This window comes from Undibacterium sp. Xuan67W (assembly GCF_049340165.1).
GTDB lineage: Bacteria > Pseudomonadota > Gammaproteobacteria > Burkholderiales > Burkholderiaceae_D > Undibacterium.
In genome coordinates this window covers 1-26,288 of record NZ_JBMPPN010000022.1, presented here as the reverse complement: position 1 = coordinate 26,288, position 26,288 = coordinate 1, and the positions used below count along the sequence as shown (strand labels likewise).

At 49.3% G+C, this 26,288-nt stretch carries 27 protein-coding genes and 1 tRNA gene; 12 read left to right on the top strand and 16 right to left on the bottom strand.

The window, feature by feature from the left end:
- The first annotated feature begins 31 nt into the window (after positions 1-31).
- The 3 genes from ACO0LE_RS16885 to ACO0LE_RS16875 all read left to right on the top strand — a co-directional run bounded on the left by ACO0LE_RS16885 (position 32) and on the right by ACO0LE_RS16875 (position 3,805).
- Positions 32-2,044: a two-component system sensor histidine kinase NtrB gene (locus ACO0LE_RS16885; RefSeq protein WP_422961509.1), complete on the top strand. Its 2,013-nt coding sequence runs from the start codon at positions 32-34 to the stop codon at positions 2,042-2,044.
- Positions 2,045-2,126: 82 nt separating this feature from the next.
- Entirely contained in the window at positions 2,127-2,717 is a 591-nt protein-coding gene (locus ACO0LE_RS16880; protein ID WP_422961508.1) for a response regulator transcription factor, read from the top strand.
- Between the two features lie 197 nt (positions 2,718-2,914).
- Positions 2,915-3,805, top strand: a complete 891-nt coding sequence (locus tag ACO0LE_RS16875) for an AEC family transporter (RefSeq protein WP_422961507.1) — start codon at positions 2,915-2,917, stop codon at positions 3,803-3,805.
- A gap of 60 nt (positions 3,806-3,865) precedes the next feature.
- Here the strand turns inward: ACO0LE_RS16875 and queG are convergent, their stop codons facing one another.
- The gene (gene queG / locus ACO0LE_RS16870; protein WP_422961506.1) at positions 3,866-5,020 is read right to left on the bottom strand and encodes a tRNA epoxyqueuosine(34) reductase QueG; all 1,155 of its coding nucleotides are present in this window, start codon (positions 5,018-5,020) and stop codon (positions 3,866-3,868) included.
- Between the two features lie 60 nt (positions 5,021-5,080).
- Between queG and tsaE the strand changes: the two genes are divergently transcribed.
- Together tsaE and ACO0LE_RS16860 are read left to right on the top strand one after the other, a co-directional pair.
- Positions 5,081-5,566 carry a tRNA (adenosine(37)-N6)-threonylcarbamoyltransferase complex ATPase subunit type 1 TsaE gene (gene tsaE, locus ACO0LE_RS16865; RefSeq protein ID WP_422961505.1) on the top strand — a complete coding sequence of 162 codons (486 nt, stop codon included), beginning with the start codon at positions 5,081-5,083 and terminating at the stop codon, positions 5,564-5,566.
- Positions 5,530-6,945 carry an N-acetylmuramoyl-L-alanine amidase gene (locus tag ACO0LE_RS16860; protein WP_422961504.1) on the top strand — a complete coding sequence of 472 codons (1,416 nt, stop codon included), beginning with the start codon at positions 5,530-5,532 and terminating at the stop codon, positions 6,943-6,945. The genes tsaE and ACO0LE_RS16860 overlap by 37 nt, the downstream gene beginning before the upstream one ends.
- Before the next feature lie 56 nt (positions 6,946-7,001).
- Here the strand turns inward: ACO0LE_RS16860 and ACO0LE_RS16855 are convergent, their stop codons facing one another.
- The 3 genes from ACO0LE_RS16855 to ACO0LE_RS16845 form a co-directional block, all read right to left on the bottom strand.
- Positions 7,002-7,403, bottom strand: a complete 402-nt coding sequence (locus tag ACO0LE_RS16855; protein ID WP_422961503.1) for a hypothetical protein — start codon at positions 7,401-7,403, stop codon at positions 7,002-7,004.
- A 3-nt stretch (positions 7,404-7,406) separates the two neighbouring features.
- On the bottom strand, positions 7,407-8,051 hold the full coding sequence (locus ACO0LE_RS16850) for a VTT domain-containing protein (protein ID WP_422961502.1): 645 nt from the start codon (positions 8,049-8,051) through the stop codon (positions 7,407-7,409).
- A gap of 133 nt (positions 8,052-8,184) precedes the next feature.
- Positions 8,185-8,361, bottom strand: a complete 177-nt coding sequence (locus ACO0LE_RS16845; protein WP_422961501.1) for a hypothetical protein — start codon at positions 8,359-8,361, stop codon at positions 8,185-8,187.
- 15 nt (positions 8,362-8,376) lie between these two features.
- Between ACO0LE_RS16845 and mutL the strand changes: the two genes are divergently transcribed.
- The 5 genes from mutL (at position 8,377) to ACO0LE_RS16820 (ending at position 14,036) form a co-directional block, all read left to right on the top strand.
- Positions 8,377-10,284 carry a DNA mismatch repair endonuclease MutL gene (gene mutL / locus ACO0LE_RS16840; RefSeq protein WP_422961500.1) on the top strand — a complete coding sequence of 636 codons (1,908 nt, stop codon included), beginning with the start codon at positions 8,377-8,379 and terminating at the stop codon, positions 10,282-10,284.
- A gap of 290 nt (positions 10,285-10,574) precedes the next feature.
- The gene (gene miaA / locus ACO0LE_RS16835) at positions 10,575-11,513 is read left to right on the top strand and encodes a tRNA (adenosine(37)-N6)-dimethylallyltransferase MiaA (protein WP_422961499.1); all 939 of its coding nucleotides are present in this window, start codon (positions 10,575-10,577) and stop codon (positions 11,511-11,513) included.
- Positions 11,514-11,602: 89 nt separating this feature from the next.
- Positions 11,603-11,679: transfer RNA gene (locus ACO0LE_RS16830), tRNA-Met, on the top strand.
- A 165-nt stretch (positions 11,680-11,844) separates the two neighbouring features.
- Positions 11,845-13,107 (top strand): tyrosine-type recombinase/integrase, encoded by a 1,263-nt coding sequence (locus ACO0LE_RS16825; protein WP_422961498.1) that lies wholly within the window; start codon positions 11,845-11,847, stop codon positions 13,105-13,107.
- A 218-nt stretch (positions 13,108-13,325) separates the two neighbouring features.
- Entirely contained in the window at positions 13,326-14,036 is a 711-nt protein-coding gene (locus tag ACO0LE_RS16820; RefSeq protein ID WP_422961497.1) for a hypothetical protein, read from the top strand.
- A gap of 220 nt (positions 14,037-14,256) precedes the next feature.
- Here ACO0LE_RS16820 and ACO0LE_RS16815 read toward each other — a convergent pair whose 3' ends face one another.
- The 5 genes from ACO0LE_RS16815 to ACO0LE_RS16795 all read right to left on the bottom strand — a co-directional run bounded on the left by ACO0LE_RS16815 (position 14,257) and on the right by ACO0LE_RS16795 (position 18,957).
- Positions 14,257-15,237, bottom strand: a complete 981-nt coding sequence (locus ACO0LE_RS16815) for a hypothetical protein (protein WP_422961496.1) — start codon at positions 15,235-15,237, stop codon at positions 14,257-14,259.
- Between the two features lie 282 nt (positions 15,238-15,519).
- Positions 15,520-16,626 (bottom strand): PKD domain-containing protein, encoded by a 1,107-nt coding sequence (locus ACO0LE_RS16810; protein ID WP_422961494.1) that lies wholly within the window; start codon positions 16,624-16,626, stop codon positions 15,520-15,522.
- 58 nt (positions 16,627-16,684) lie between these two features.
- The gene (locus tag ACO0LE_RS16805) at positions 16,685-17,083 is read right to left on the bottom strand and encodes a hypothetical protein (RefSeq protein WP_422961493.1); all 399 of its coding nucleotides are present in this window, start codon (positions 17,081-17,083) and stop codon (positions 16,685-16,687) included.
- A 170-nt stretch (positions 17,084-17,253) separates the two neighbouring features.
- On the bottom strand, positions 17,254-18,531 hold the full coding sequence (locus ACO0LE_RS16800; protein WP_422961492.1) for a J domain-containing protein: 1,278 nt from the start codon (positions 18,529-18,531) through the stop codon (positions 17,254-17,256).
- A gap of 72 nt (positions 18,532-18,603) precedes the next feature.
- A complete protein-coding gene (locus ACO0LE_RS16795) occupies positions 18,604-18,957 on the bottom strand; it encodes a hypothetical protein (RefSeq protein ID WP_422961491.1) in 354 nt (117 codons plus the stop codon).
- A gap of 193 nt (positions 18,958-19,150) precedes the next feature.
- Here ACO0LE_RS16795 and ACO0LE_RS16790 point away from each other — a divergent pair, with 193 nt between their 5' ends.
- The gene (locus ACO0LE_RS16790; protein WP_422961490.1) at positions 19,151-19,549 is read left to right on the top strand and encodes a transcriptional regulator; all 399 of its coding nucleotides are present in this window, start codon (positions 19,151-19,153) and stop codon (positions 19,547-19,549) included.
- A gap of 49 nt (positions 19,550-19,598) precedes the next feature.
- Here ACO0LE_RS16790 and ACO0LE_RS16785 read toward each other — a convergent pair whose 3' ends face one another.
- The 6 genes from ACO0LE_RS16785 to ACO0LE_RS16760 all read right to left on the bottom strand — a co-directional run bounded on the left by ACO0LE_RS16785 (position 19,599) and on the right by ACO0LE_RS16760 (position 25,479).
- Positions 19,599-20,561, bottom strand: a complete 963-nt coding sequence (locus tag ACO0LE_RS16785; RefSeq protein ID WP_422961489.1) for a hydrolase or metal-binding protein — start codon at positions 20,559-20,561, stop codon at positions 19,599-19,601.
- Complete coding sequence (locus tag ACO0LE_RS16780; RefSeq protein ID WP_422961488.1) at positions 20,554-21,636, bottom strand: YqaJ viral recombinase family protein; 1,083 nt, start codon at positions 21,634-21,636, stop codon at positions 20,554-20,556. The genes ACO0LE_RS16785 and ACO0LE_RS16780 overlap by 8 nt, the downstream gene beginning before the upstream one ends.
- 206 nt (positions 21,637-21,842) lie before the next feature.
- Positions 21,843-22,847, bottom strand: coding sequence for a DUF932 domain-containing protein (locus ACO0LE_RS16775; RefSeq protein ID WP_422961487.1), 1,005 nt, complete (start codon positions 22,845-22,847; stop codon positions 21,843-21,845).
- Between the two features lie 135 nt (positions 22,848-22,982).
- Positions 22,983-23,651 carry a hypothetical protein gene (locus ACO0LE_RS16770; protein WP_422961486.1) on the bottom strand — a complete coding sequence of 223 codons (669 nt, stop codon included), beginning with the start codon at positions 23,649-23,651 and terminating at the stop codon, positions 22,983-22,985.
- Positions 23,632-24,012 (bottom strand): hypothetical protein, encoded by a 381-nt coding sequence (locus tag ACO0LE_RS16765; RefSeq protein WP_422961485.1) that lies wholly within the window; start codon positions 24,010-24,012, stop codon positions 23,632-23,634. Before ACO0LE_RS16765 ends, ACO0LE_RS16770 begins: the two co-directional genes overlap by 20 nt.
- Positions 24,013-25,155: 1,143 nt before the next feature.
- Positions 25,156-25,479 carry a hypothetical protein gene (locus ACO0LE_RS16760; RefSeq protein ID WP_422961484.1) on the bottom strand — a complete coding sequence of 108 codons (324 nt, stop codon included), beginning with the start codon at positions 25,477-25,479 and terminating at the stop codon, positions 25,156-25,158.
- 25 nt (positions 25,480-25,504) lie between these two features.
- On the opposite strand from ACO0LE_RS16760, the gene ACO0LE_RS16755 reads away from it, so the two are divergent.
- Positions 25,505-25,891, top strand: a complete 387-nt coding sequence (locus ACO0LE_RS16755; protein ID WP_422961483.1) for a hypothetical protein — start codon at positions 25,505-25,507, stop codon at positions 25,889-25,891.
- 301 nt (positions 25,892-26,192) lie between these two features.
- Here the strand turns inward: ACO0LE_RS16755 and ACO0LE_RS16750 are convergent.
- Positions 26,193-26,288, bottom strand: a 96-nt coding sequence (locus tag ACO0LE_RS16750) for an IS3 family transposase (protein WP_422958693.1), incomplete at its 5' end; no start/stop codon positions are given.

Genomic DNA, 26,288 nt, shown 5'->3' with positions numbered 1-26,288 from the left:
GGCTGTTTGACAGCGTTACACTAGCAAGATAATGAAAATCTCCGCAAAATCCCGCTCATGGCCGAATCAGAAATGGCGCTGGTTGCTGCCAATCCTGCTGGTCAGCCTATTTGTTACCACGTTGATCTGGCTGCCGTGGCAAGCGCAACGGATGGAGGCAAATGAGCGTCAGGAGCAACTAATCGCCGACACCTTGTGGGTGGAGCAAGCCATCCAATTCCAATTGGGACGCGATGAAGAAATGCTGCGCCAGATCGGCACCGAAATCAACGCAGGAAAAATATCTCCGCAACAAGTACGCGAACGCTTTAAAACCCTGTTGAAAAGTAATCGAGAGATTCAGCGCATCGTCTGGTTCGACCATCACGATGTCGTTGTCACATCGACTGCAGACACATCCGTCAATCTCAGTCAAAACCGTAGCGTCCCAGATCAAGCGGAATTCAGCGGAATAGAGGTTGACCGTAAGCTACGCTGTCTGCCGCCGACAGTCGATGAGGTGAATTTAAAAACATATCTGATGAGCTGCCAGATCCCCCTGATCAGCGCAAATCACCGTATCGGCAGCATCGTCGTCACCTACTATCTTTCGGGCATACTCGAAGAAATGGTGCCCTGGTGGTTCGCACAGGAAAACGAAATTTCGATTATCGATCTCGATGAAAAAATCTATGCGAAGCGATCCGCTGGCGGCCCCGGTAAAAATGTCTACACCCATAACCGCGCTCTGGATTTGCCAAATATTTCCCTAATCCTGCGCACAAATAGCAATAAAAGCGAACCCAAACTACTCTCTAATCTCCTGGTGCTGTCAGTCATCCTGCTGTCAATCGGATTGATCTGGAGCCTGCTAGCACTGTGGCGCGATATCAACCGCCGTCTGGCTGCCGAGGGCGCATTGCGCCAGCAAGTCTCATTCCGAACGGCGATGGAAAATTCCCTGATCACCGGCCTGCGCGCACGCGATATGGAAGGCCGTCTCACCTATGTGAATCCGGCTTTTTGCAAGATGGTCGAGCATCCGGCAGAAAATATCGTCGGCAGACTGCCGCCCATGCCCTATTGGGCACCCGAAGCCTTTGAAGAATATCGCCAGCGCTTTACGCAATTACTCGCCGGCACTGTTCCATCCGAAGGTTTTGAAACGATTTATCAGCGTGCCAGCGGCGAACGTTTTCCGGTATTGATTTATGAATCGCCGCTGGTGAATGATCAAGGTGTACAGACCGGCTGGATGAGCTCGATCCTGGATATATCGGAATTAAAACGCGCCCAGGAACTGACCCGTCACCAGCAAGAAATGCTGCACGCCAGCGCCCGCCTTGCGACCATGGGCGAGATGGCATCAATACTCGCGCACGAACTGAATCAGCCACTGGCAGCGATCTCCAGCTACACCACCGGCGCGATTAATCTGCTGCAATCAGATCAGACGAATCCCGACGATAAACAATTATTACTGAGCGCTCTGGGCAAAGCCAATACTCAGGCACAGCGTGCCGGACAGATCATTCGCAGCGTGCATGAGTTCGTTAAAAAACGGGAAGCGAGCCGCGAGCCAGTTGACATGGCTACCTTGATCCAAAGCGTCATGCCGCTGGTTGAGTTACAGGCACAAACCTCGTACGTCAACATTCAGTATGTGATTGCCGAGCATCTGCCGCTGGTGCAAGCAGACCGCGTGCTGCTGGAGCAAGTGATCCTGAACCTAACCCGTAATGCGATCGAATCCATGCAGCAGAATCCACCGGAACACTGTCTCTTGCGCATCGTAATCAGGCAAGAATCTGGCTGCATAACGGACCAGGCTGGCGCGCCGCAGACAGTCAGCAATTGCATCGTCGTTGAGGTAATTGATCGCGGTCACGGCATTTCAGCAGAGGTTGCCGCACGATTGTTCTCACCATTTTTCTCGACCAAATCGAGTGGAATGGGCATGGGACTGAACATCTGCCGCACCGCAATTGAGTTCCACGGCGGACAGCTCAGTCATCAGGAAAATCCGGCTGGTGGTACTATCTTCAGGTTTTCGCTGCCGGTTTAATTTGCATTCCCCATTCCCGTATATAAAAAAATAAAAGAGAGCCGTCACGCTCCCGCCAAAAATTTCTTCGGAGACTAAGTTTATGCTGCACATTGTGGATGATGAAGATGCTGTCAGAGACGCCCTGTCCTGGCTGGCACGCTCGCGAAATATTGCGGCAACCAGCTACGATTCCGCCGAAAAATTCTTGTCTGCACTCGATCATCCCCTGCAGTTCGATCCTCAGGGTGACTGCCTGTTACTCGATGTGAGGATGCCGGGTATCAGCGGCACTGCCTTATTCGATATGCTGACAAACCGCCAGATCATACGGCGTTTGCCTGTCATTTTTTTGACGGGTCATGGCGATGTTCCGATGGCAGTCGACACCTTGAAACGCGGCGCCTTTGATTTTTTTGAAAAACCGTTTAACGACAACAAGCTCATGGACAGGGTGCAAGAAGCACTGGCCCAGTCGCGCGAAGCAGGTGCGTCGGCAGTGATTCATGAGCGGCTAGCGACCTTGTCGGCACGCGAGCGCGAAGTGCTCGATCTGATCCTGCTGGGCAAAATGAACAAAGTCATCGCCGATCAATTAGGCATCAGCATGCGCACGGTCGAAGTACACAGAGCGCATATTTTTGACAAAATGCAGGTAAAAACTGCGGTCGAATTAGCCGGATTATTGAAGTAGCGCCAGCAGACAAGCTAGCTGCCGCTCATTGGCCCAATTTAGCCGATTTACCCATCTGCCTCAGCGCCATTCGCAATAGTGCGCATATGTACGCATATTCTTTTATTTTTTAGGGGAGTATAGTCAAATTTAGTGCTGATTGCGCTGATTATACGGCGCGCTTAAAATATACTCCCACCCAGCAAGACAATTTACCTATGTCCGTCGCCACACTCCTCATCCCTGATTTTGCGCTTATCGTGCTGGGCTTTTTGCTTGCTCGCTTTGCGAACTGGGGCGGACATTTTTGGGCGGGTGTTGAAAAAATCGTCTATTACCTGATGTTCCCAGCGCTGCTGTTCTACACCACGTCGCGGACGCCGTTTAACTTCACGACCACAGGACATTTTCTGCAAATCGCGTTTATCGCGACAGCTTGTGGCATGGGCTTGGGTTATCTCGCCAAATTTTTCTTCACCAGCGCACCGAGAGTGTTTGAGTCTGGGGTGCAAACTGCGTTTCGCTTTAACTCGTACATCGCACTGGCTCTGGCCTCGCGCCTCGCGGGTGATCAGGGCACGGCATTGATGGCTTTGCTGATCGGCTTTCTGGTCCCTTTGTGCAATATGGCGGCGGTATATGCGCTGGCGCACAATAGCGGCAAACTTCTCATCGAAATCGCTAAAAATCCGCTGGTCGTGGGCACCGCATCCGGCGTCATCGTCAACCTTTGCCAGATCCCGGTTCATGAAGCGATTAATGCGACGTTATCGCGTCTGGGAAATGCCTCGATCGCACTCGGTCTGCTCGCAGTTGGGGCGGGTATTCGTTTGTCTGCCTTACACGAAGCCAAAGCAATGGCGAGTTATTTTCTGACGATTAAATTATTGGTACTTCCACTGATCGCGCTCTTACTTGGTCACTGGATGCAATTACCTTTGCTGCAATTACAAATCGTCGTGATTTTTTGTGCCCTGCCGACGGCATCTAGCGCCTTTGTCCTCGCGGCACGTATGGGCGGCAATGCGCCGTTTGTCGCTTTCCTGATCTCTGCCAGTACCGTACTGTCGGCGATCACGCTACCGTTCTGGTTATCACTGGTGCATTAAGCTGATGTGCGGCTAGGTACCTTGCCGGATTCATTGCCAGATCAGTTGCAAAATCAGTGACTACAACTCGACACCATGCTGCTGTAAAGCCCAGGTCACATGCTCGCGCACCAGATCCGATGGATGTTGCAACTGTGCCTGCAACGCCTGAACAATAACTGCATCGCCACGCATGCTATTCGCCGCATTCCCCAACCCCACCGCGAGGTTGCGCAGCCAGCGCTCATGCCCGATACGCCGTATCGGACTACCTTCCAGATAGCGCATAAACTGCGCTTCGCTCCAGGCGAACAAACTCACCATGTTGGCATGATCAAGTCCATTCCGCACATCAAAATCATCCACACTCGCTTGCTGAGCAAATTTATTCCAAGGGCAAAATAACTGACAGTCATCACAGCCGTAGACACGGTTACCGATCAAGGGTCGCAGCTCAACGGGGATACTGCCATGCAGTTCTATGGTGAGGTAAGAAATACAGCGCCGGGCGTCAAGCTCATACGGCGCAATAATCGCACGGGTCGGACAAACGTCGATACACGACTGGCATTGTCCGCAGTGCTCGCTGACAGGTGCATCAACTGGCAAAGGAATATCGACCAGAATCTCGCCCAGAAAAAACATCGATCCGGCGTCACGGTTCAGGAGCAGAGTATGTTTGCCACGCCAGCCTATGCCTGCTTTGGCGGCCAATACAACCTCCATCACCGGTGCCGAATCGGTAAACACCCGATAACCCAGCGTGCCAATTCGGACTTCAATTTTGTCGGCGAGTTGCTGCAAGCGGTTCCGCAATACCTTGTGATAATCGCGACCACGTGCATACACTGAGATCACCGCCGTATCCGCCGCCTCCATCTGTGCGCGCGCATTGCTACGCCAATCGGCTTCCCCGCTTTTAGGCAAATAATTCATACGGGCAGAAATCACCCGCACCGTGCCAGGCACAAGTTCCGCCGGACGTGCCCGCTTCATTCCATGGGCAGCCATGTACGCCATCTCGCCATGATGTCCGGCATCAAGCCAGGCCTGCAAACCCGGCTCAGCATGACTAAGATCGATATCAGCAATACCCAGCTCGGCAAAACCGAGTTCTTTACCCCAGGTCTTGATTTCCAGCGCCAGCGCTGCCAAATTGATCTGGTCCTGGGATCGTTGGTCTGCGGCTAGCTTGTCTGCCGTCAGGTGTACTGCTTCGTGCGCTTCTTCGTGCATTAAAGACTTCCGACGCGGTATGATGTGCAATGAAATTTCATCTGGAATGTATTACGGCAAATGTCACATTATAAAACGACACTGGCGGATGAAGCCGCCACGCAAGCGCTGGGCAAGCGCCTCGCTTTGCACCTGCGCCCCGGTTTCAGCATTTATCTGCATGGCGATCTCGGTGCAGGTAAAACCGCCCTGACCCGCGCGGTGCTGCATGCCGCCGGTCATCAGGGCCATGTCAAAAGCCCCACCTATAATCTGGTCGAAATTTATCAGATCCAGCTGCAAGGGCAAGACGTCAAGATCATGCATTTTGATCTGTATCGCATGACTAGCCCAGAAGAATTTTTGGAGGCGGGCTTTCGCGAAGAATTTAATGAGCATACCGTCTGCATTATCGAATGGCCAGAAAAAGCCGACGGCATCTTGCCTCCCGCCGATCTCAATATCTTTTTACGCATCGCTGGTCATGGCCGTGAGGTAGAATTGCAAGCCTTGTCTGACAAAGGTAATGAATGTTTAGCAAAACTGAATTTCGCTCCCAATCTGTAAGCACGTCGCCAGTCGCAAAAAAACGCCGCACTATCCTCAAGGCGGGGAGCACGCTACTCATTTCCATCATGGCACCCGATGTCGCTCTGGCAGCGATGGCAGCCCAGATACTGGCCGTACGCGTCTGGCCTGCCGAGGACTACACCCGCGTCACCCTAGAAAATAACAGCGATCTTAAAACCAGCCACTTCACGGTCAAAAATCCGGAACGTCTGGTAGTCGACATTGAGGGTATCGAACTCAATCCTACACTCAAAGAACTGGTCGCCAAGATCCAGTCGAATGACCCTTATATCAAGCAGGTACGCGTAGGACAAAATCGCCCGAATGTCGTGCGGCTGGTATTCGACCTGAAAGAAGAAGTTAATCCGCAAGTGTTCACCCTGCAGCCCGTCGGCAATTATCAGCACCGTCTGGTGTTCGATCTCTATCCTGCCAATCCTCCCGATCCTATTGCAGCCATGATAGAAAAAGGCGACTGGCATAAAGATCTGCCCAAAGATTTGACACCACCAAGAATCGATAACAAGCCCGAGCTAAAGCCAGAACTCAAAACCGATTCTAAAGCGGACAGAGCAGATAAGACAGATAAGCCCGACAACAAGCCTGAGCATAAAGCCGACCCGGCAACAGAGTCAGATAAATACGCCGTCAAAACACCGGTTCTGACACGTATGATTACCATCGCTATTGACCCCGGTCACGGTGGCGAAGATCCTGGTGCCATTGGTCGCGGTGGCAGCCGTGAAAAAGATGTCGTCCTCTCGATTGCCAAACGTCTCAAAGCCAAGATAGAACAAATCCCGAATATGCGCGTGATGCTGACGCGTGACGGCGATTATTTTGTACCGCTGAACGTCCGCGTTCAAAAAGCCCGCGCCGTGCAAGCCGACCTGTTTATGTCAGTGCATGCCGATGCCTTCGTCAACTCAAGTGCCCGTGGCTCGTCGGTCTTTGTTTTGTCTGAAAAAGGAGCGAGTTCAAGTGCAGCGCGCTGGCTGGCGGACAAAGAAAACGCCGCCGATCTGATTGGTGGCGTCAACATCAAAACCCATGACAAACAACTCGCCAGCGTCTTGCTCGATCTGTCCACCACAGCACAAATCAACGATAGCCTGAAACTTGGCAAGGTTGTACTCAGTGAAATCAGCAGCATCAACCGCCTGCATAAAGGCGCGGTCGAGCAAGCCGGTTTTGCCGTGCTCAAAGCACCGGATATCCCAAGTATCCTGATCGAAAGCGCCTTCATCTCGAACCCGGAAGAAGAAGCCAAACTAACGGATGACACCTATCAGGATCAGATGGCCGATGCTGTAGTCAAAGGGATTAAAAAGTATTTTTCCAGGAATCCGCCGCTGGCGAAGAATCGGCTGACCTGAACGCTGACGCGTTTTCCGGCATCAATTTGGAAGAGGCTAAATCTGGAGGAGTTGATCTAAGGTTTCAGGTCGGCATTCTGGATCTGAACTTCGACATCCGAATCACAACCAATACCCAAGGCAATCCAGCGGCGAAACAGACGTTGCAAAAGACGCTGCAAAAAATTCTGTGCTAAACGCTCGGCAACTGAGCGGACGAAAGACGGCAAAAAAGACGGCAAGTAAGTCATCCAACGCAAATACATAGCAGGCGACAACAACAGGCCGCAACGATATCGCTGATGATCGTCACTCCACTGCAAGGCACGGCATGCATCGTGTCGCTGCCTCAGCCAGATCCGGGCGACAGGACAAGGCTCTGCCGCACAACACACGCCACAACCGTTGCAAGCTTGTCCCGGCGCCGGTTTTGCCGGTGCAGCGGGATGTAGCCAGATGGTTTGCAGCTGCGGCTTCATGACTTATTTTTTCAACATTCTCCGGCCGACTTTCCACAGCGCACCGAGCACAATTGGGAATACGGCTGCACCGACACCGACCAGTACAATCGCATTCAGATGCTCGCGGACAAAAGGAATATTACCGAAAAAATAGCCTGCTAATACAACAGAGAACACCCAGAACAAAGCACCGAGTATGTTGTAGACCTGAAAAGTCTTATGCGTCATATCCGACAAGCCGGCAACGAATGGGGCAAAGGTACGTACCAGCGGCACAAACCTCGCCAAAACTACCGTCTTACCGCCATGTTTTTCATAAAATTCGTGGGTTTTTTTGATCGCATTACGGTCTATCCATCTATGGTCACGTTCCAGAACTTTGTGACCGATCATGCTGCCTATCCAATAATTCAGCGAATTGCCACTAATAGATGCAACGATCAGCAACGTCATGAGTAACCAGAGGTCCATATCACCACGGGCGCAGAAAGTGCCTGCAATAAACAGCAGTGAATCGCCAGGCAAAAACGGCAAAATCACAAATGCGGTTTCAGAAAAAATAATCGCGAATAAGACGACATAGACCAATGTCCCGTATTGCTGAATAACCAATCCCAATGATTTATCGACATGTAAAAGCATGTCCAGTAACTGCATGAAATCCATAATTCTCCTCGGTAGCGGCGCAATCATACACTAGGGTCTGCTAACAATCGAATCGGGAGTGCGAATGATTCTGAAGAAGCACGGTGCGAGACAGAAGTGACGCTCGGAACGCCACGTGCTCTCATTTTCTCTATCAGGCCATTCCCGTAGGGTTCATGTCAGGACACACGATGGACTGCGTTGCCCCTTTTGCTGAGGCACCAGCCTCAGCGGCGATGCGCGCCTTGCCATCCTGCGCCCTGACATGAACGCATCTCCCGACCCGATCGTTAGCAGACCCTAACGCCCATCCAATTTTGATGACGAGCACAGGTATAATCTTGGGATGAACGAGACATCCACTCCCTACCGCCCTATCCAAGCCCTGCCTGATCAACTGATCTCCCAAATCGCCGCAGGCGAGGTGGTCGAGCGGCCATCTGCCGTAGTGAAGGAGTTACTGGAAAATGCGCTGGATGCAGGATCTAGCAGTATCCAGATCCGGCTTGAAGAAGGTGGCGTCAAACGCATTGCCATCAGCGACAACGGGCGTGGTATCCCGGCAGATCAATTACCTCTGGCCGTCGCACGTCATGCGACATCCAAGATCGCGTCGCTCACAGAGTTGGAGAATGTCGCCACACTGGGTTTTCGCGGGGAAGCGCTGGCATCGATTGCCTCTGTTGCCTTATTGACGCTGACTACCCGCACAGCAGAAGCGCCACATGCGTGGCAGATTGAGAATGGCAAAATCTCTCCCGCCTCCGGCGCGCAAGGGACAACGGTGGATGTCCAGGACCTGTACTACAACACACCGGCGCGCCGCAAATTTTTAAAATCCGAACAAACCGAGTTCGGTCATTGCGCCGAGGTCGTGCGCCGCATTGCGTTGGCGCGTCCCGATGTAACATTTTCGTTATCGCACAACGGCAGAGCGGTCGATCACTGGAATGTCAGCGCGATTGATAAGCGCAGCGCCCATATTCTGGGTGAGGCCTTTGCCAATGCCCGTCTGCCACTGGACGAGAGCGCAGGGCCATTGCGCCTGCACGGATTCGTCGGCTTGCCAACCGCATCGAAAGGTCGCGCCGACGCCCAATTTTTCTATGTCAATGGCCGCTTTGTCCGGGATAAACTGCTGACCCATGCGGTCCGCGCCGCCTATCAGGATGTGTTGCATGGTGACCGTTATCCCTCCTATGTACTGGCGCTCGACCTTGATCCCGCGCTGGTCGATGTCAATGTCCACCCGTCAAAAATTGAAGTCCGTTTTCGTGATAGCCGTGCGGTACATCAGTTTGTATTTCATGCCGTGAACCGCGCTCTGGCACAAACGTCGGCCACGGCATTTGGTACCGTCCCGGGACCTGCGACTGCGATGGCGCCGCAACTCAATGGCGCAATCAATACAACCAATGCAACCAACGCAGCGAACACAACATCAAACGGCAGAATACCCTGGCTAAGCGGCGAGCAAGCTACATTCGGTGCGCAATTTTCACCACAACCACTGGGTGGGAGTGGCTATGACTACGCGCCACAACACACCTCGCAGACCGGAGTTGCCCAGAGCTTGCAAAATTATGGTGCTTTGTTCGCCCGTGACCAGAGTAATGAGAATCGAACCGGCAATTCAACGCCGATAGGTGGAGCTGAATTACCGGCAGACGAGCATCCGCTCGGCTTTGCATTGGCGCAGTTGCATGGCGTATATGTCTTAGCACAAAACAGCAAAGGCCTGGTGCTGGTTGACATGCATGCAGCGCATGAACGCATCTTGTATGAGCAATTAAAAAATGCGCTCGACGCCAATAGCATGCCGGTTCAGCCTATGCTGATCCCGGTGACGTTTTATGCCGATGGCGTAGAAGTCGGCACGGCTGAAGAGCATCAGGCCACCTTGCAGGCGTTGGGTTTCGATATTGCCGCAATCTCCCCGACCACGCTGGCAGTGCGTTCAGTACCAGCCTTACTCAAAAATGCTGATGCCCAGTCACTGGCTCGTGATGTGCTGCGTGAGGTCAGAGAATTCGGCGGTTCGCGAGTGCTGATTGACCGCCGCAATGAGTTATTAGGCACGCTGGCCTGCCACACCGCCGTGCGCGCCAATCGCAGCCTGACTGTCATCGAAATGAACGCCCTGCTCCGCCAGATGGAACAGACCGAGCGCGCCGACCAGTGCAATCACGGCCGTCCAACCTGGGTACAACTGGGATTGAACGATCTCGATAAAATGTTTTTGCGCGGTCAATAAGACGCACCTATAGGACAAACGCAAACCGTAAAGCCGCACACCACGGAGACGCGGAGACACAGGAAAAACAGGAGTAAAACGGTTGCATAGGATATCGACATCAAGGGAATTTCAAAAACGAATCCCTAAGCAGAATGCGCCTCCTGGCACGAAATGCCTCTGCAAGCCGCATTCAGACTGCGGATTCATTTGTGAAGATAAGCAACTTGCCCTTTTGCCTAAGCCCTACAAGTAAGTCCTGATCTATTTATATCAACACCGATGTTATCAACTTTAACCAAACAGGCAGTATGAGCACACGTCACAAGGTCATCGCCATCATGGGCCCGACCGCCTCGGGCAAAACGGCTGCCGCGCTCGAAATCGCCCGCCATATTCCAGCCGAGATCATCTCCGTCGATTCCGCACTGGTATATCGCGAGATGGACATCGGCACCGCCAAACCCAGCGCAGCAGAACTCGCATCGGCACCGCATCACCTGATCGACGTTATCGATCCGGCCGATGCCTATTCCGTTGCCCAGTTTCTCATCGACACCAAACGACTCGTGGACGAGATCGCTGCACGAGGCAAGCTCCCCTTACTGGTCGGCGGCACGATGATGTATTTCAAAGCCCTGATCAACGGCCTCGACGACCTGCCCGCAGCCGATCAGGCACTGCGCGCCGAACTCGACGCCGAAGCCGCGCGCGACGGCACGCCCGCACTGCATGCGCGGCTGGCCAAGCTGGACCCGGTAACCGCCGCACGATTAAAGCCAAACGACTCGCAACGTATCCAGCGCGCACTGGAGATCATTGCACTGACAGGCCAGCCGATGTCCGAACTGCTGGCACAACAACCAAAAGCCGAAATGCCGTTCGAGATGCTCTCGCTGTCACTGGAACCATCAGACCGCGCCGTCCTGCACCAGCGTATTGCCAGACGCTTTGACATCATGCTGGAACAAGGTTTTCTGGACGAAGTACGCCAACTGCGCGCACGCGGCGACCTGCATCCCGACCTGCCATCGATGCGCTGTGTAGGCTATCGTCAGGCATGGGAATATCTCGACGGCACCTGCGACCTGAACGACATGCGCGAACGCGGCATCATCGCCACCCGCCAGCTAGCCAAGCGCCAGCTCACCTGGCTACGCTCCATCCCCGAGCGCACCGTCATTGATTGCCTCGGTCAAAACCCAACAGAAACCCTGCTCCAGCACGCCATTTCTTATCGAAATTCCTAACAAAAAAGGCAAGCATCAAACATTGATAATGAAAATCGCCATTTGATATTGACACCAATAAGTCAAAATGGCATAATTTCGGGCTTCTTGGTGATATAGCTCAGTTGGTTAGAGCACAGCACTCATAATGCTGGGGTCGGTGGTTCAAGTCCACCTATCACCACCAGATATACGTCCAAAGAGATTCTTTGACGTCCTAAAACCCGCGAATAGCTCAGTGCTAGCGCGGGTTTTTTGTTTGTTGCGGTATTTTGGCGTCCATTTACATCCAGCATTTTTGCATCCATACTTGAGCACATAATCGTTTAACTCCAAAATGCTTGGATGCAAAATGCCAAAACTCGCCAAACCGCTCACTGATACTCAGGTAAAGAACGCTAAGCCAAAGAACAAAATATACACGCTAGCAGATGGTGGCGGTATGTATCTTGAGGTTGCACCAACAGGGTCGAGAATTTGGCGTATGAGCTATCGTCAACCTGATGGCAAGAATACTCGCCTAACGTTCGGCGCCTATCCAGAAGTATCGCTCTTGGATGCACGTAAAAAACGTATGGATGCAAAAGAGCTAAAAGCTAAAGGCGTAGATCCAGCACAAAGCAGACGAGTCGAGAAAGCAGTCAAGGCGATTGCAGCAGCGAATACGTTTCAAGCCGTTGCATACGAATGGCATGCGAATAGATCGGAAGCTTGGCAACCCCGCACTGCAAGTAATGTTCTGCACCGACTAGAAAAAGACGTTTTTCCTTTGATTGGAAAATATCCGATCTCAGATATCAAAGCTCCGATCATGCTGGATGTTTTACGTCAAATTGAAAAACGTGGCGCATTGGATATGGCAAAACGACAAGGCCAAGTATGTAGTCAAATTTTTCGCTTTGCGATTGCATCCGGCAAGGCCGATATCGACCCAGTACCCAGTCTGCGAGGCGCCCTCAAAGCTACATCAAAAGGACACCATGCAGCCATCACACCAGATGAGCTACCAGAATTCATCCGAGCTTTTGAGAAAATTGAGGGGCGCATGTTTGTGCCGACTAAAGTAATGTTCAGATTGATGATGCTGACATTTGTACGTACTAGTGAACTGACCGAAACGCCATGGACAGAAATCGACTTAGAAAATGAATCATGGGTGATTGATTGGCATAGAATGAAGATGGGAAAAAGGAAGATCAATCCTCGCAAAGTTAATCATCACGTTTTCTTGCCACGGCAAGGATGGGAACTATTACGCGAGTTGCACAGCATCACTGGCAATAATACATATCTATTTCCAAATCAACGTGATCACGAGAAACCGGCAACCAGTTTCGGTATATTAGCTGCGCTAAAACGAATGGGGTACAGCGGCAAGATGACGGGCCACGGATTCAGATCATTGGCAATGGGGATAATCAAAGAACGTCTTGGCTATCGTCACGAAGTTGTGGACCGCCAGTTATCCCATGCCTCCGGTGATGCTTACGGAGAAGCATACGATCGTGCTTTATTCCTAGATGAACGCAAGGTCATGATGCAGGAATATGCAGATTATTTATATACCATTGCAAGCGGTAATGTGATCACAGGAAAGTTTAATAGAGCGGCTTAGTGTATGCATAAACAATTAAACATTTTGTCTACCGAGATTGTAATGACTTCAGCGTAGTTTCGATTGCGGCTAATGACGCAATAGTTTTTTTCGTTCGATGTCAAATCGTAATCAAGAGCAAGGCTCCAGAAGGGAGCCAGAGTCTTGAACTTCAACGTGACTATCTGGCGTGATAAAAACATTTTTTTGTAATGGTTAGTTAATGTAAAAAGAATTTTATGGATACTCAAGCAAATAACGTGCAACTTGTAACTGAAGCTAATATAGAGCAAGTCACTAGCGTTATAGATGAAATGCTTTCCGCGAAAAGAGAAATGCCATCAAACTCCAAGTTTGAATACCGTATTTTGAGGTTGGTTACCGCATTGCAGCAGCACGGAATAATCCTCTTTTTCATTCAGATAGTACTAGCTGTTATTTATTACTACTGGCAAAGCTATGCTGGCTTGGTAACCATGACACTATTTGGCGTTTTCAGTATGCTATGTGGTTTTTCTTTAATATTGTTAGGTATTGTTGCACCAATCCCATTTTTATTGCGAGTAAGAAAAAAACCTTACGGTCACTTTATGCTGCTAGTCAAAAATGCACTCGACTTTGATCTGACATATGCTTATCGATTATCGTTATGCAACATTAACGCTTTAGAGTATGTGCTTGTTCAATTTAGCCTTGAACGAAATGCACTTGAAAAAAGAGGCGCGATATTGTCTGGCAACATTGAAAAAATTGGACTATTTCCCGCTATTGCTGGAACTGCAATTCTGTATATTACTTTCGCAAAAATGAGTTTTGGAAATGGATGGCTACAAATTTTTCCACCCATCATATTGGCCTTCCATCTTCTAAATTTATGGATTGGTTCATTATTACAAAAACAAGACCGGGCAATCGCGATTCTTGGATACGTCATAAAAATGGAGCAATGAAACCCTCAACAATCTTCTGATTGCATTGACCACTGGTCCGCCGTAGGCCTTTTGCTGTAATAATAAGAGAGGTATGAAATACCTCTCTCTAATGAAGCGAATGGAACCAATAAATAGAGCAGAATAGCCGAGCCCTTATGACGGGTTACAATAATTTTCACTAGCTCAAAATTAACCTGGTACGGCTTGTCAGGTCAGAGGCAATTTTCCCCAAAAATTTTCATTTAGGGAACGAGTTAGCGGTTCCTGGGATACCTTCCTGAATTAGGTGCATGAAATGGTTTAACCCGACACAAATAGAGGCGGCCTCATCATCATTGGTTTTAGTTGGATTCCAAGACATAAGAACCTTTAATAAAGTAGGTGTATTTTGACTAAATGGTGTCGAGACGCGCACATATGCATGCCCCATAAATAGAACAACAGGGGATACCCGATCTTTGAGAATATCTGTCCAATCCGAGGGACAGCGATTGGCGTTGGCAGAGTCCCAAAGCTCGCCTATTTGATTACTGAGTTCCGTCTTTGCTTCCGTCACATTTGTAAAAGTTTTCCCCCAAAGAGCCTGGTGATCTATGGATCCTTGCGCATTGACAACTACGAGTCCACGGTCAGCGGGGCAAGACAGTGTATTGATCTGCCTCCCGGCCTCGCCGATCCGTTCAAAGATCGTCTGTCCATTTCTGGTGCTAATTGTCTTGATCGCGAGTGCCCAGCGTTTTTTTTCACCCGCCTCTCGAATGAAATCGAAGAGAACGTCTGGGTTGTCGCCGCGAGAATTACTCGGATGATCAAGCTCTACATTATGACCCACGTTAACGGCAAGACTACCTAAGTAAAGCTCTGCTAACTTGCGGTGGACGTCGTCAGTAGGTTGGCCCGGTGTCGTTTGTATTGTCGACGCCAGCGGGTGTGCTGAGCCAAAAAGAGTAAGATGCGGAACGAAAGTAGCAAACTCTGGATGAGTCTCAATTGAAAGTAATTTAGCTGCAAGATCAAACATTCCAGCAGCTTCTGCTAGCAGGTTGGAACGCTCCGCAATCGATGAAGGGCTTTTACTCCGTAAAAGCACTTCATATGGAGCTAAAAGCTCATTCTCGATTACTGAATGGACCGGCGGATTGATGTTATATCTGTGTAAGAGGTCGCGGAATCTATCGACTATTTTCTCAGCCTGGTCAAAGGAGGTTAATTGGTTCATCAAATTGTTGATCAATCTTCACAAAGGATTCTGAAACGTGGCACGGATTGAATCTGAGCGATAGCGATCCAATGGTGAAACTCTAACCCATCTATTAGGCTGTGTCAGCCCAAGTCTGAGTAATTACAAAAATTCAAAGAAACAAAAAAATAAAAGCGTACGAATAAAAACAAAAATGTCGAGGGAGCCACAACTCCCTCGATACTCCCTGCCCTATTTGCTACCTCAAGCATACTCACTGTTTGCCTTCAATATGAATACCAACACAAATAACCCCGTAACCTAAGGCGCAGGATTAAACGTACTCGCCCCCGTCATCAAAGTCACGCTACTAATCAAACAGCTTTTAGAATCGGCTGAAATAACAGGTATTGCCATCGTATCGGTTTTACCCAATTCAAACGGCGTACACCAGTTTCCAGTTTGTGGATTAGCGAGTGTAATCGTGATATTGCTGAAATTGACTGGGGCTTTGAGACCAGTACTCTTGCCATGTTCTTCGACATAGAACTCCGCTACGTTTTGCGGTTGACCTTTCATGTCCATAGCAAAATTCACCATAGCACCGGTCGTGGCGTTCAGAATAGTCTGTGTCCAAACACCATTCGTTACTGCCATGGTTAATTTCAGCTTGTCACCTACAGCCACTGACATGACATTACCGCCATGGCAGCCATCCGCATTACTAAAGTAATAGCCTTCAATCCACCACGTGCCGTAATTCACTTGCTCTGGTGTCGTTGGTGCACAACCTACTCCACCCCATGCGAGTACCGGCTGTAATACACCGTTTCCGACACTCCCATTGATGGTGGTGACTCCTTGTGATTGAAGGCCTGGCCAAACTGCCAGTACACCGACTGCGTCAGGCTTAGCCGGTACGATGACTTCAGACGTGAACGATACAATCTGATTGGTCGTCGGAATATTGATCACCATGCTGCCATCGTATTGACGAAATACGGGATTCGCTACATTTACCGTGACGCTGGTATTTGCAGAAACACCGCCATCTGTCGTCACCGTTAAGACAATCGGATAAGCACCGTCTTTCGCATAGGCATGTGTGATGGTTGGTGTAGCAGACGTACTGGTCAATCCATCACCCCAAATCACTGCATACGACACGATCTTACCGACACTGGTAGTGCTGACTGAGGCATCCAGAGTCACAACCGTCTGAGGGCCGTTAGTCGCTGATGTAGAGCGAAACTGCGACACGATACTCACTACTGGTGTGCTTGGTGAAGCTGGAGTTGTTGCGGAAGAACTGGTAGTAGAACTACTCCCACCAGTACCACCGCCACAAGCTGTGAGTAACAAAGTCAGTGAAGTGAAGACTGCATAAGTAGCGTTATTAATAACGCGAGATACATAAAGTCGTTTCATGGGATGGTATGAATAAATTGAAAGGAACAGGTAATTGAGAATGGCGGCAGATTCCTTCCTACTGCCGGCACTCCATCGCCGTCCGCTGAATCACCAATAGCAATTTCTCCGGCGGATTTCCCTGTACATTCAGCAAACTCGCTTGTTTCATCTCATCATCCGTAAAATTCTGCTCCAGTTTGTCGACCGCACAACCACATACGCTCTCGTTGTTCATCGTCAACATACAGGCGCTATATTCCGCTTTAAATGCCTCAGAACGGCTAGGCGTTGTGACCCATTTATACAAGGTATAAGGACTTTTAATTACCCCAACAGGCCAGATCAACGCGCTTGGTAGATTACGTCCGGCGTTATACATAGCACCCCGACCAGGGATGCTGTTCACACCAAATAGGGTGGCAACCGTTGTCCAGACCAGGACGACAACAAAATAGAATGATGCAAATTGTTTCATAGTGAGCTTTCAAAAAAGTAAGGTAGGGAATTAAGGTTAGAAAGTAAGATTAAAAATGGAGGTTAAGAATTAAGGGTAAGAATGAAGTTGTTACATCAGCTTAAAAATAGAGTGGAAGAAGGAGGAAGAGATCCAGTACCAAGTCATCGTGTGGGTTGATCGCAATCGCTCTAAGCTTGCATTACCCGTATCAGTGACATGATGAATGCGGCAACCGGTGTCACTGTCGCAGACGGTGTCGCAGGACGAATGCGAGAACAAAGAAAGCGTTGCCGGTTACTGAGAACCACCCCGTGATAGATACTTTCGATGTAATCCCCCACTACGGTGAGAGGAGCCAGCTGTGTCCAGGAGATGAAGATCGATACACCCCGGCATTTGGAGTACATGCCTAAGCTGGTCAATACAAAAGCATTATTCCCGTTACGGGTGTTGACATCCAAATTCATGACCGCCAGTAATCTTTCATGGGCTTGCAAAGAAAATGAGAAATGCACGGTTCGGAGCACGATTAGCGGGATGGTAGATCCAAAGAAGAAATTCGCATTCTTGCCGGAATCCAGCTCAAGATAAGCCTGACAAAGCTGATGGACTACTGAAGATGGCAGTCTTGGATGCGGTTGACAGCCGAGACTGGGGGCTTGCTGGTTACGGCAACGAAGATATTCATTGAGTACTGACATCAGATAGCTAAGTTGGTTTTCCTCTGGCAAGAGGCATTCTGCCCATGGCATCCCATTGACGACAATGACCAGCTCCGAGGAGGAAACCTGTTCAATCTGGTCGTAGGAAATGCGTTTGGCCGGTTCTAGCTTCTCTTTGATCCGCATTTCATCATTGGTGAGTAAAGCACCTTCATTTGCACTACCAAAGAAAGTGTCATCGACCAGAACAACAATCTCGTTGAGCACCAGTCCTTGGCCGTAAGCGCGCCAGGCCGACTGTAATTTCTTCATCGGAATATTGGGTGCAAAGAAGAGATGGCTGGTGTCGATATCCATGATGCCGCAGGTCGTGACGTAGTCTTGAAAGCCGTAGTCACTGCCTATCCCGTCTAAGTCATTCGGGGTATTGGCATCCCCGGCATGCTCACGAGCAGTATCGTCACGGTGAGTACTACCAGAGGCCTGCGATTGAGATTGAGAACGGGATTGAGACCGAGATTGCGTGTCATCCGACTGGGTATGACTGTGCGAACCCGAAGTCTGCTCTTGCGATGCACTACGCTGCTGGTCGTAGCGCTGACGACGCGTTACATCCGATAAGGTGGCATAGGCCTCATTGACGTCTTGCATACAAACGGTGGCCCACCGCAGTGTTTCTTGATCGGACCCCGCATATTTGTCTGGATGGTATTGCGTCCGGCGTCCCCGATAGGCCAGATCAATCTCTTCTTTGAATGCGGTTACTCGAATACCCAAGATACTGTAAAAATCTTTTACCGCCATAAGCGACTGCCTTCCGTGCGAGAAAGTGAGAGAAATTGAGGAGAGTGACGCGCTTTTAGAAGAATACGAGCCTCAATTACAGTTACGCTGATCCTGAAAATCGAAATCAGCCAACTTGGCCCAACCGATGACTTTGCCTGCACTTTTTTCTGGCGCGTCCTGGCTATAGTCGGGGACTGTGACTAATTGAATCAGGCCATTCGACTCCGCTTTAATCGAAAACGCTGTGAGTGTTTTAAGCAGTTGTCCGTCAGTCGCATTCGGTGCGCTTAAGACATACACAGGGTTCTTGAAATCGAGCTGGTTTTTTTTAATCGATTTAGTTTTAGGGAAGACGCATTGCCCGACATGTCCGGCGGCGTTGGCATTGGCTGTGCCTAGAGTACTAAGGGTGCTAATTACTGAGATGAGGATAAGATTTTTCATGATGGGATTCCTGGTGGTTATTGAGTAAATGAGTTAAGGCGTGTCACTCAACATTGGATGAAACACAAAGCAGAACTCGTCTTTATTTAAATCAAGATAATTTTATCTTAAATAGAAGTATTTTAAACCAATTAGGATAAATACAGCCTGACTGGTTGAAGTGTTGGGGTGTGTGCTATCGCAAAATAGAAAGATGCCTACACCTGAAGAAAAAGCCTCGTTTTCAAAGCGATTAGAAATTGCGTTGCGACGCAGTCCAGAGCCCGTAAAAGGAGCGACTGAACTTGCCTTACGATTTAATTTACGCTACCAGGGAGAAGCCATTTCTCCACAGACGGCGCACAAATGGTTAGGTGGTCGTGCAATTCCTGCGAATGATAAGTTGGCGACGATCGCCGCGTGGCTCAATGTAGATGAACATTGGTTGCACTACGGAGCATCGCCTGGTGCCAAGAAAAGTACCGATGTTGCATCTGTAGATAATTTCAAGCCAAGTGCTGAGACTATTGCCTTGGCTCAAAAAATCTCTCTGCTTCCACCGCAGCAGCGATACTTGATTGAGGATTTAATTCTTCAGTTGCGGCAGGAATGAGCAGCAAATGGACTCCTGTTCAATATGATCGGTATCTAAAGTGCGTCGTTTATATCGATAGGTTGGTTGCGCTTAATCCGCTCACTTTTCGATCCAATTTCTGAAGCAGACTAGGCTTTTTCTTCAATGGCTGCGTTGATTGGGTAGCAACGTCAATTGCAGCAACAGTGGTCGGTGCATCTGAAATATCGACACTGCCCTCTTCGTCCCCAACCGGAAAGAACTCTAAAACCATTTCCAGAATTTCCTCCGCATTCTCTTCAAATGCCCCATTACCAAATCCCGCTCGTGCAGCCAAGTCCAATGCCGTTTGGTCATAACCACTCTCTTTACGTTGTTGATCAAGTTGTTTAGCGTCGGTAATCGTCTGTTCGATGGTCTTACTGTCTCTCACGGTTAAATCCACATAGAAAATCGCAGACCGATGGCTCATCGTCGTGCTTTTACCTCGGAGTTTTAATTCCAGTGGCAGACAAGCTAGCAAGTTACCGGAGACCGCCTGGTAGTAATGCAGTCTCGCCGCTAAGGTGCGGATACTGTTATAGCCTGTGGTTCTGAAGATAAAGCTCCCCAAGGTATCTTCGTCGCCGATGCTGACATTCAATCTGCCATAGGGTTTGCATAAACCGCCTTGTGCTAGCTCACATTCATCTGGTGAGGGACAAGGCAAACTTTGCATACCAGTCTCGGTATAGCGACGGCAAGACTCCCCATTTCCCACACACAGAGGACGTCCTGTTTGACGATCAAACAAACAGTAGTTCGCTCGTAAGTTCAGATCAGGATCATTGAATAACAATTTGACTGGAATGGATCGTAGTTTGCCATTCGCTGAGTGGTTGCGTAGTTCGGTATCCAACGGATGGACTACCCACCCGTCCCGATTTTGCACCTGTGAGGTAATCGTGAACTGATCATCCTTTTCTGGGAGACGTTTGCCATTCTTTTCTACTACCTTACCAATGCTGATACGGCCTAGTACCGGTGGTGTAATGCTGAGTCCTTTAATCATGGTGGTGTCCTTTGTTGTTGAGGTTAGTACCGTTGTTGTTTTTTGAGGTGTTCTCAGTAATTAGAAAGCGACGACTCCCTGGCTTGTTTCGTGGATAGCGTTCTAATAGATCCGGCTGATCCTCCAATAGCTTCTCCAGATCAATCTTCTGACTTTCTTTACTCCGTTTAAAACTCACACTGCCCGTCTCAAAGACGGCTCTGCTGGCGTTCCCCATGCGCTGCTGGATACGTTGTTTGAGTAAGGCTTCGAGTTCTTCACGTTGTGCGATGTCAGCACGTAGATTCACCAGATCAGCGAAGGTAGCGGACATCTCGGTATCGTGGGTGAAGTTGATGCTGTGTCCTTGATCGTAGGGATACAGCGCACGTAAGGCGATATCTGCCGACTCGGAACCATCTGCCGGTGGTGGGATATCGGTTTCGACGTAATGCCAGAATTGACGCTCAAGCTGGATTAGGCGTTCAATCAGCGCATCGTCTCTATTAATCCGGTAAATACGAATCTCTTGTCCACAAATCAGGACACAGACATCGGCGGCTGCTTTACCCGTAACAGCCAGTTGATGCTGGACTTGGCAGACGATGTAATCAGGTACACCATCGCGCCATAAGCTGGCACCAAACTCTCCTGCGGTTTTGCATTCCAGTAATTGGACATCGTTGACACCAATGACTTCTCTGTCAATATTGGCGAGCATCCAACGCTTATCAGGATCGGGATGCTGGAGTACCGCATTGATCTTGCGTACCCGGTTACCGGTGCGGCGTGTGTAATGCGCAGCAACGATGGGCTCTAATAGACTGCCCCAGTACATGGGACTAGTTTCATCATTCGGATCGATCTTGGGGAGATTGCCATCTCGTCCGGTTTTAATCATCCAGAGTTCAAGCTGGGATTGGTAGGGATTTAAACCGACGGCAGCACCTGCATCACTGCTGCCGATACCACCTTTGCGGACATCTAACCAGGCATCCCGGCTCAGGTTCTTTGTGGTGACGAGTTTCAGGGCTGGGCGAGTTGCTTTTGTGAGTTTGGTGTTGCTTACATTGTTGATGTTATCGAAGGGAGTCATTTAATCGTCCTGACATAAAAAAGCCTGGCTGAGTGCATGATCCATTCGAGAATAATTCAAGATGGGTTCACACATTCAGCCAGGCAAGGGAGTGACGTTATCAGTTTAGTGTGCCCATAACGCCAAAAGACACGGGTTGATTTACTGCATGGATTGCATTTACTTAGGTGGTGTGCACCATGGGCTTACTTCTTTCGCTACTAGTCTTACGCCACCAGTAACAACGCCTGTTCCAGTGCTTTGGCTTTAAGACTGGCACCTTGACCGAACCAAGCGGATTCAAGACGATGGTCTTTGCTCCTGGCACGACGTTCATGGTCGACATATTCCGTGACGCTGTTCAAGAGGCCAAAGGCGGTGGTTTTACTGGAGGCGAGTTCAGCACCTTTACCTTGCCCGTCATACAGGCTTTGTACTTTCTTGATGGCGCGCTTATGGCTGAAGCCGGTGGTGGGATTGGTCTGCTTCGTCTGATTCATCTGATTGGTCTGATTTATCTGATTAGGTTGATCATTAAACACACGGAGAAAGTAGTTCATGGCTTCATGGTCTTTGACCCGTCGGGCGGAGAGGACTTTCATGTGATACATGAAGCTGTCCCAGGAGGAGACAGAGATACCTAGTTGTCTCTTGACCGCACTGGGATCGAACATAGTGCTATGAGGTACCTTGATGGCCCCTTTGCTGTTCGCTAGTGCAATCGATAAGGTGTTATTGCAGACCACCCGAATGCTAGTGAATTGGGCAGTCGTGGCTAAGGTACCGTCACAGGCGGTGGCGAGTAAGAGATAGCCATTCATGCTGTCATTACCTTTGAGAGTGGTGCTTTGTCCGGTTTTAGCGAGTGCCCAGATCTTTCTGCCATGTTTCAATACACCAGCGGATTCAAGTTCAAACCCTGAGATATCGGTGAGGTCGCGGTAGAACTCCAGGATTTCTTTGGGTTGGACGACCTGATAGCGATTGGAGACGACTGATAAGGGGGCTTGGGTATCCGAGCGGTACAGCACCTTTTGTTCAGGGAAAGACATGATGGCGCCGAGTGGTCCGGCAGAGTCGCTCATGTAACGCACCGGAGTTTCTACAATCGTAAAATCTAAGCCGGCTTGTTGTGCCCAGACGTCGATGGGTTGTCTGGCGGTGAGCTGATTGCCTAGGCCATGCCAGGGAATAGCACCTTGGTAGGCCATGGTGTCGATGAGGTGAGACATGGGGTGTTTCCTTTGCGTTAGTAAGAATAAGACGTGACTAGGCCGCTGTTGTGTTACAGCTGACGGTGCTTGTACGGTGTTGTTGAGGCGTTGTTGGTGTTGGTGACATTACTGCGGAGGTAATACCGAGGGGATTCAGGCTAGACGGTGATCATGTCCTGAATGTCCGGAGTAGCCCGGATCTGGTCCTTGACCATAACCACCCTCTTGAGAGTCATCGAATTCATCATCGATCGCAAACCCATAATGTAGATGTTGCTGAAATGGATGCTGGCTTACTGGATGGTGATTCGTTGAAGAGGCTGAGTGTGGAGAGTGAGAGTGAGAAGGTGGTGGTGAAGGTGGTGAAGATGAATAAGCAGAAGATCGACCAAACGGATTAAACATTGGAAAGAACGATTTGTCTGTGTCCTCTGCTGGAGGATCGCTTGCATCGTAGAGAGCGGTGTGATCGACTGTTGGACTAAAGTCATAGTCACACTCCAGACAATGGTAATTATCTAAAATCGTCTCATCGACCATTTCACCGAATTTGGCACCGGCGGTACAGCCTGCAGTGCCGCCGACCAGGCCACCGATGATGGCGCCGGCAATACCACCGATGACGGAACCGATTGGACCCGCGATGATGCCAGCAGTGAGGCCAGCGGTCACGCCAGTAGCAGCACCTAGCTCGGCACCGCTGACAACCCCTGCTGCGCCAAATACGACACCGGCAACAGTGCCAATCGTTCCTCCTATCTTTTTAGCGTAGTTCTTGGTGTCGATCCGGTCTGACTGACATTTAGGACAGCCTGTGATCATGGATCACTCCTTCTCCATTGAGTGCGAGGGTAATGGTGCTGTAATCCGCACCCCACTTGTTATTGCCAATGCGATGATCAATACCAAACCCTCTCAACAATCCATGTCGACAATCATGATTTTTTACGGCATAAAAGCTGGTACCTTGGGCGATGTGATGGCGGGCTTCGTCATAGACCGGAACATCCTTTATTTGTGGTTGTGTAGTGAGTTCTGCTTGCACTTCTGCCCGTGCCTCTCGTTTAGCATCGCGTTTTATCTTATCGATGTATTTGATCAGGCTGATGGTGGTGAGGACGCCGGTGGCAAATACGAGGGCAAAGGCGGCAAGGCTGTCTAAGGGGGAGTTGTGTTGTCCCATGGGGATTCCTTACAGGGTGATTGATGTATGTGGTGGTGTATTCAAGAGGAGGAATGCAGGGTTTGATTTACAGACACTGAAGGAGATGGAACAGGAGGGAGGATTGGGCTGGGGGTGCAGATGGCGAGGAGTGAGAGTGATCTTGATCGTTGTTAGGACCATCGTATCGATGGAGTAAATATGCTGTTGTGCCGGTGATGACGCTGGTTGCGATGATGAGGATCAATAATGTTGCTTGGGTCATTGGTTTCCTTTGGAGATATGAGGCGTCCGCAATGGCTTGGACATGCGGTTTCCATTACGGGGCGCAAGTGGGTTGGATTTGAGTCATAAGGTTGCCTTATTCTCAGGTGGGTCATATGTGGCTGAGATTATTTGGAGTCAGCAGGCAGCTGGGGAAGGCGGGGAATTTACTAGCGAGTTAACCGCATAAATAGCAGAAGAAGTCTTCTGCTATTTTTAATAGCGCTAAAATAATTTGATTAAACGTTTTTATCACTAGCTTAAACGTTAATCATGCTGACCTAGGAATCTAAGCAATTAGCAAGTAACTTCAGATTACACATAAGGAAATCTAGTGCGATTGACTATCCAGCGTTCGGGCATCACAGGACGAGCAACGAGTTAAGAAAGCCCGGCATCTTTCGTTTCTGGCAGTAGAGTCGGTTCTACCTGGCTTGAGGGAGGCATCAATACCAGGAGCGCTGCCGGTTAAATGTCCGTTTATTTTATTGTTATAAAAATGCCACTATTCTCCGATGATTGAATTAAGCTCTCGAAATCTTTTACCATATCGAAAGCTTTTTTTAAGGCTGCTTCAGCATTTAAATTTTTACCTACAACGATTTTTCGCAAAGTACGATTTTCTAATTTCCCGAGCCTAGTAAATTTCTCTGCAACATATGCGCGAAATTTTTCGATTTGCTCAGATTCTAAGGCTAAATTATCCTGATCCTAAATAAGACGAACCCAAAATTTCGATGAGTCATCGTCGCTCTGCGAATTATCGCGAAAAACGGTAATGAATAAGGGCCAGTAGCCATCGGGATTATGATCCCTGAGATCCTGCAATTTGCCAGTCACGAAGTCAACAGAGGTTCTGACGCTTTATAATATTAAGTCGTTGCCCTCAAATCGCTTGCTTCAATTGAAACGAATGTAGTCGATCCCGCAGCCCTGAATAAGATACTTACAAAGTTCTCTATTTTGGTGAACAAAAAGCAGTAATTCCCCCTCTACTCCAACCAGGCTTGTTTTGCTCCATTGCGTGGGATTCTGCCGTCTATATTCCAATATGAATTGGACGACCGTCTCATGCTGGAAAGCTAAGCTTGCGGAAAAATCAGAAATTTCTTTCTCCCTACTGTTTTGCCAACCAGTTTGTTTTTCGCAATAGACCATTAATAATTGCGCGGCCAGATTGTTGCGATCCAAATGAAGCCGGACGCGGTTTCGCTCCGAATTCAAGAAGCTTCTCCTTCGCTGGCTTGAAGTGCTTGGAACAACCAACGTCAATTACGACATCAGCATCAAACAAGACTTTTTGCCAATATTTGGCACAGAATCCTTCGCTCAGTTAAAGAGGAGCACCAAGCTAAGAGCGGTTTTAACCTACCATGCGACCTTTATTGAGCTAACCTCCAGGATGCAAGGTGCGTTACAGTTATTCATCTTAGACACCCCAAAACAACACGATATACAAAATGACGACCTCAATCACTTTTTCCATGCTGTAAAAGAACTGGCTCGGGTTCGAGGTATCCAAGTCGTTTTTTCCTCTACGGAATATCGCTATGTCGGCGATAAGCTTGACGCTGAATGGGTACTAACCTTCCCTGGGAAGTCACATGAAATGTTCTATGGAGTAGCATCTAGCTAAATTGCGGACAGGGCAATTACAGAGATATTTTCATCGAGTGATGCGCTTTGATACTCGTGGAGACTGGCCAATCGGACGAACCTAACCCATTCGCAGAACTAATCTGAGCTAAATTTGGTCTGACATGGACTGTCCGGTTAAGTTCGCGCTAGTACAAATGATCGGTTAGACAAAATTGTTTAGTGCCATTGGGATTTTAAATGATGTAAGTTTCAGCAAGAACTTTGGCTCGTTCGGCCAATATGTCTCTCAGCTACCACGATTTTGTTCCTTGGACTTCCCCTAATTTCGTAGACAACTCTTAACTTCCAAATTGTTGTTGCTCGAAAGCTAGGGGACTCATCTGATTCAAATGACTATGTCGCCGTTTGCGATTGTAGAACACTTCGATGTAATC

Bases quoted from the DNA above. Each gene is read 5' to 3' on its own strand.
- ACO0LE_RS16885 (WP_422961509.1), top strand. From the start codon at position 32: ATGAAAATCTCCGCAAAATCCCGCTCATGGCCGAATCAGAAATGGCGC.
- ACO0LE_RS16880 (WP_422961508.1), top strand. From the start codon at position 2,127: ATGCTGCACATTGTGGATGATGAAGATGCTGTCAGAGACGCCCTGTCC.
- ACO0LE_RS16875 (WP_422961507.1), top strand. From the start codon at position 2,915: ATGTCCGTCGCCACACTCCTCATCCCTGATTTTGCGCTTATCGTGCTG.
- queG (WP_422961506.1), bottom strand. From the start codon at position 5,020: ATGCACGAAGAAGCGCACGAAGCAGTACACCTGACGGCAGACAAGCTA.
- tsaE (WP_422961505.1), top strand. From the start codon at position 5,081: ATGTCACATTATAAAACGACACTGGCGGATGAAGCCGCCACGCAAGCG.
- ACO0LE_RS16860 (WP_422961504.1), top strand. From the start codon at position 5,530: ATGTTTAGCAAAACTGAATTTCGCTCCCAATCTGTAAGCACGTCGCCA.
- ACO0LE_RS16855 (WP_422961503.1), bottom strand. From the start codon at position 7,403: ATGAAGCCGCAGCTGCAAACCATCTGGCTACATCCCGCTGCACCGGCA.
- ACO0LE_RS16850 (WP_422961502.1), bottom strand. From the start codon at position 8,051: ATGGATTTCATGCAGTTACTGGACATGCTTTTACATGTCGATAAATCA.
- mutL (WP_422961500.1), top strand. From the start codon at position 8,377: ATGAACGAGACATCCACTCCCTACCGCCCTATCCAAGCCCTGCCTGAT.
- miaA (WP_422961499.1), top strand. From the start codon at position 10,575: ATGAGCACACGTCACAAGGTCATCGCCATCATGGGCCCGACCGCCTCG.
- ACO0LE_RS16825 (WP_422961498.1), top strand. From the start codon at position 11,845: ATGCCAAAACTCGCCAAACCGCTCACTGATACTCAGGTAAAGAACGCT.
- ACO0LE_RS16820 (WP_422961497.1), top strand. From the start codon at position 13,326: ATGGATACTCAAGCAAATAACGTGCAACTTGTAACTGAAGCTAATATA.
- ACO0LE_RS16815 (WP_422961496.1), bottom strand. From the start codon at position 15,237: ATGAACCAATTAACCTCCTTTGACCAGGCTGAGAAAATAGTCGATAGA.
- ACO0LE_RS16810 (WP_422961494.1), bottom strand. From the start codon at position 16,626: ATGAAACGACTTTATGTATCTCGCGTTATTAATAACGCTACTTATGCA.
- ACO0LE_RS16805 (WP_422961493.1), bottom strand. From the start codon at position 17,083: ATGAAACAATTTGCATCATTCTATTTTGTTGTCGTCCTGGTCTGGACA.
- ACO0LE_RS16800 (WP_422961492.1), bottom strand. From the start codon at position 18,531: ATGGCGGTAAAAGATTTTTACAGTATCTTGGGTATTCGAGTAACCGCA.
- ACO0LE_RS16795 (WP_422961491.1), bottom strand. From the start codon at position 18,957: ATGAAAAATCTTATCCTCATCTCAGTAATTAGCACCCTTAGTACTCTA.
- ACO0LE_RS16790 (WP_422961490.1), top strand. From the start codon at position 19,151: ATGCCTACACCTGAAGAAAAAGCCTCGTTTTCAAAGCGATTAGAAATT.
- ACO0LE_RS16785 (WP_422961489.1), bottom strand. From the start codon at position 20,561: ATGATTAAAGGACTCAGCATTACACCACCGGTACTAGGCCGTATCAGC.
- ACO0LE_RS16780 (WP_422961488.1), bottom strand. From the start codon at position 21,636: ATGACTCCCTTCGATAACATCAACAATGTAAGCAACACCAAACTCACA.
- ACO0LE_RS16775 (WP_422961487.1), bottom strand. From the start codon at position 22,847: ATGTCTCACCTCATCGACACCATGGCCTACCAAGGTGCTATTCCCTGG.
- ACO0LE_RS16770 (WP_422961486.1), bottom strand. From the start codon at position 23,651: ATGATCACAGGCTGTCCTAAATGTCAGTCAGACCGGATCGACACCAAG.
- ACO0LE_RS16765 (WP_422961485.1), bottom strand. From the start codon at position 24,012: ATGGGACAACACAACTCCCCCTTAGACAGCCTTGCCGCCTTTGCCCTC.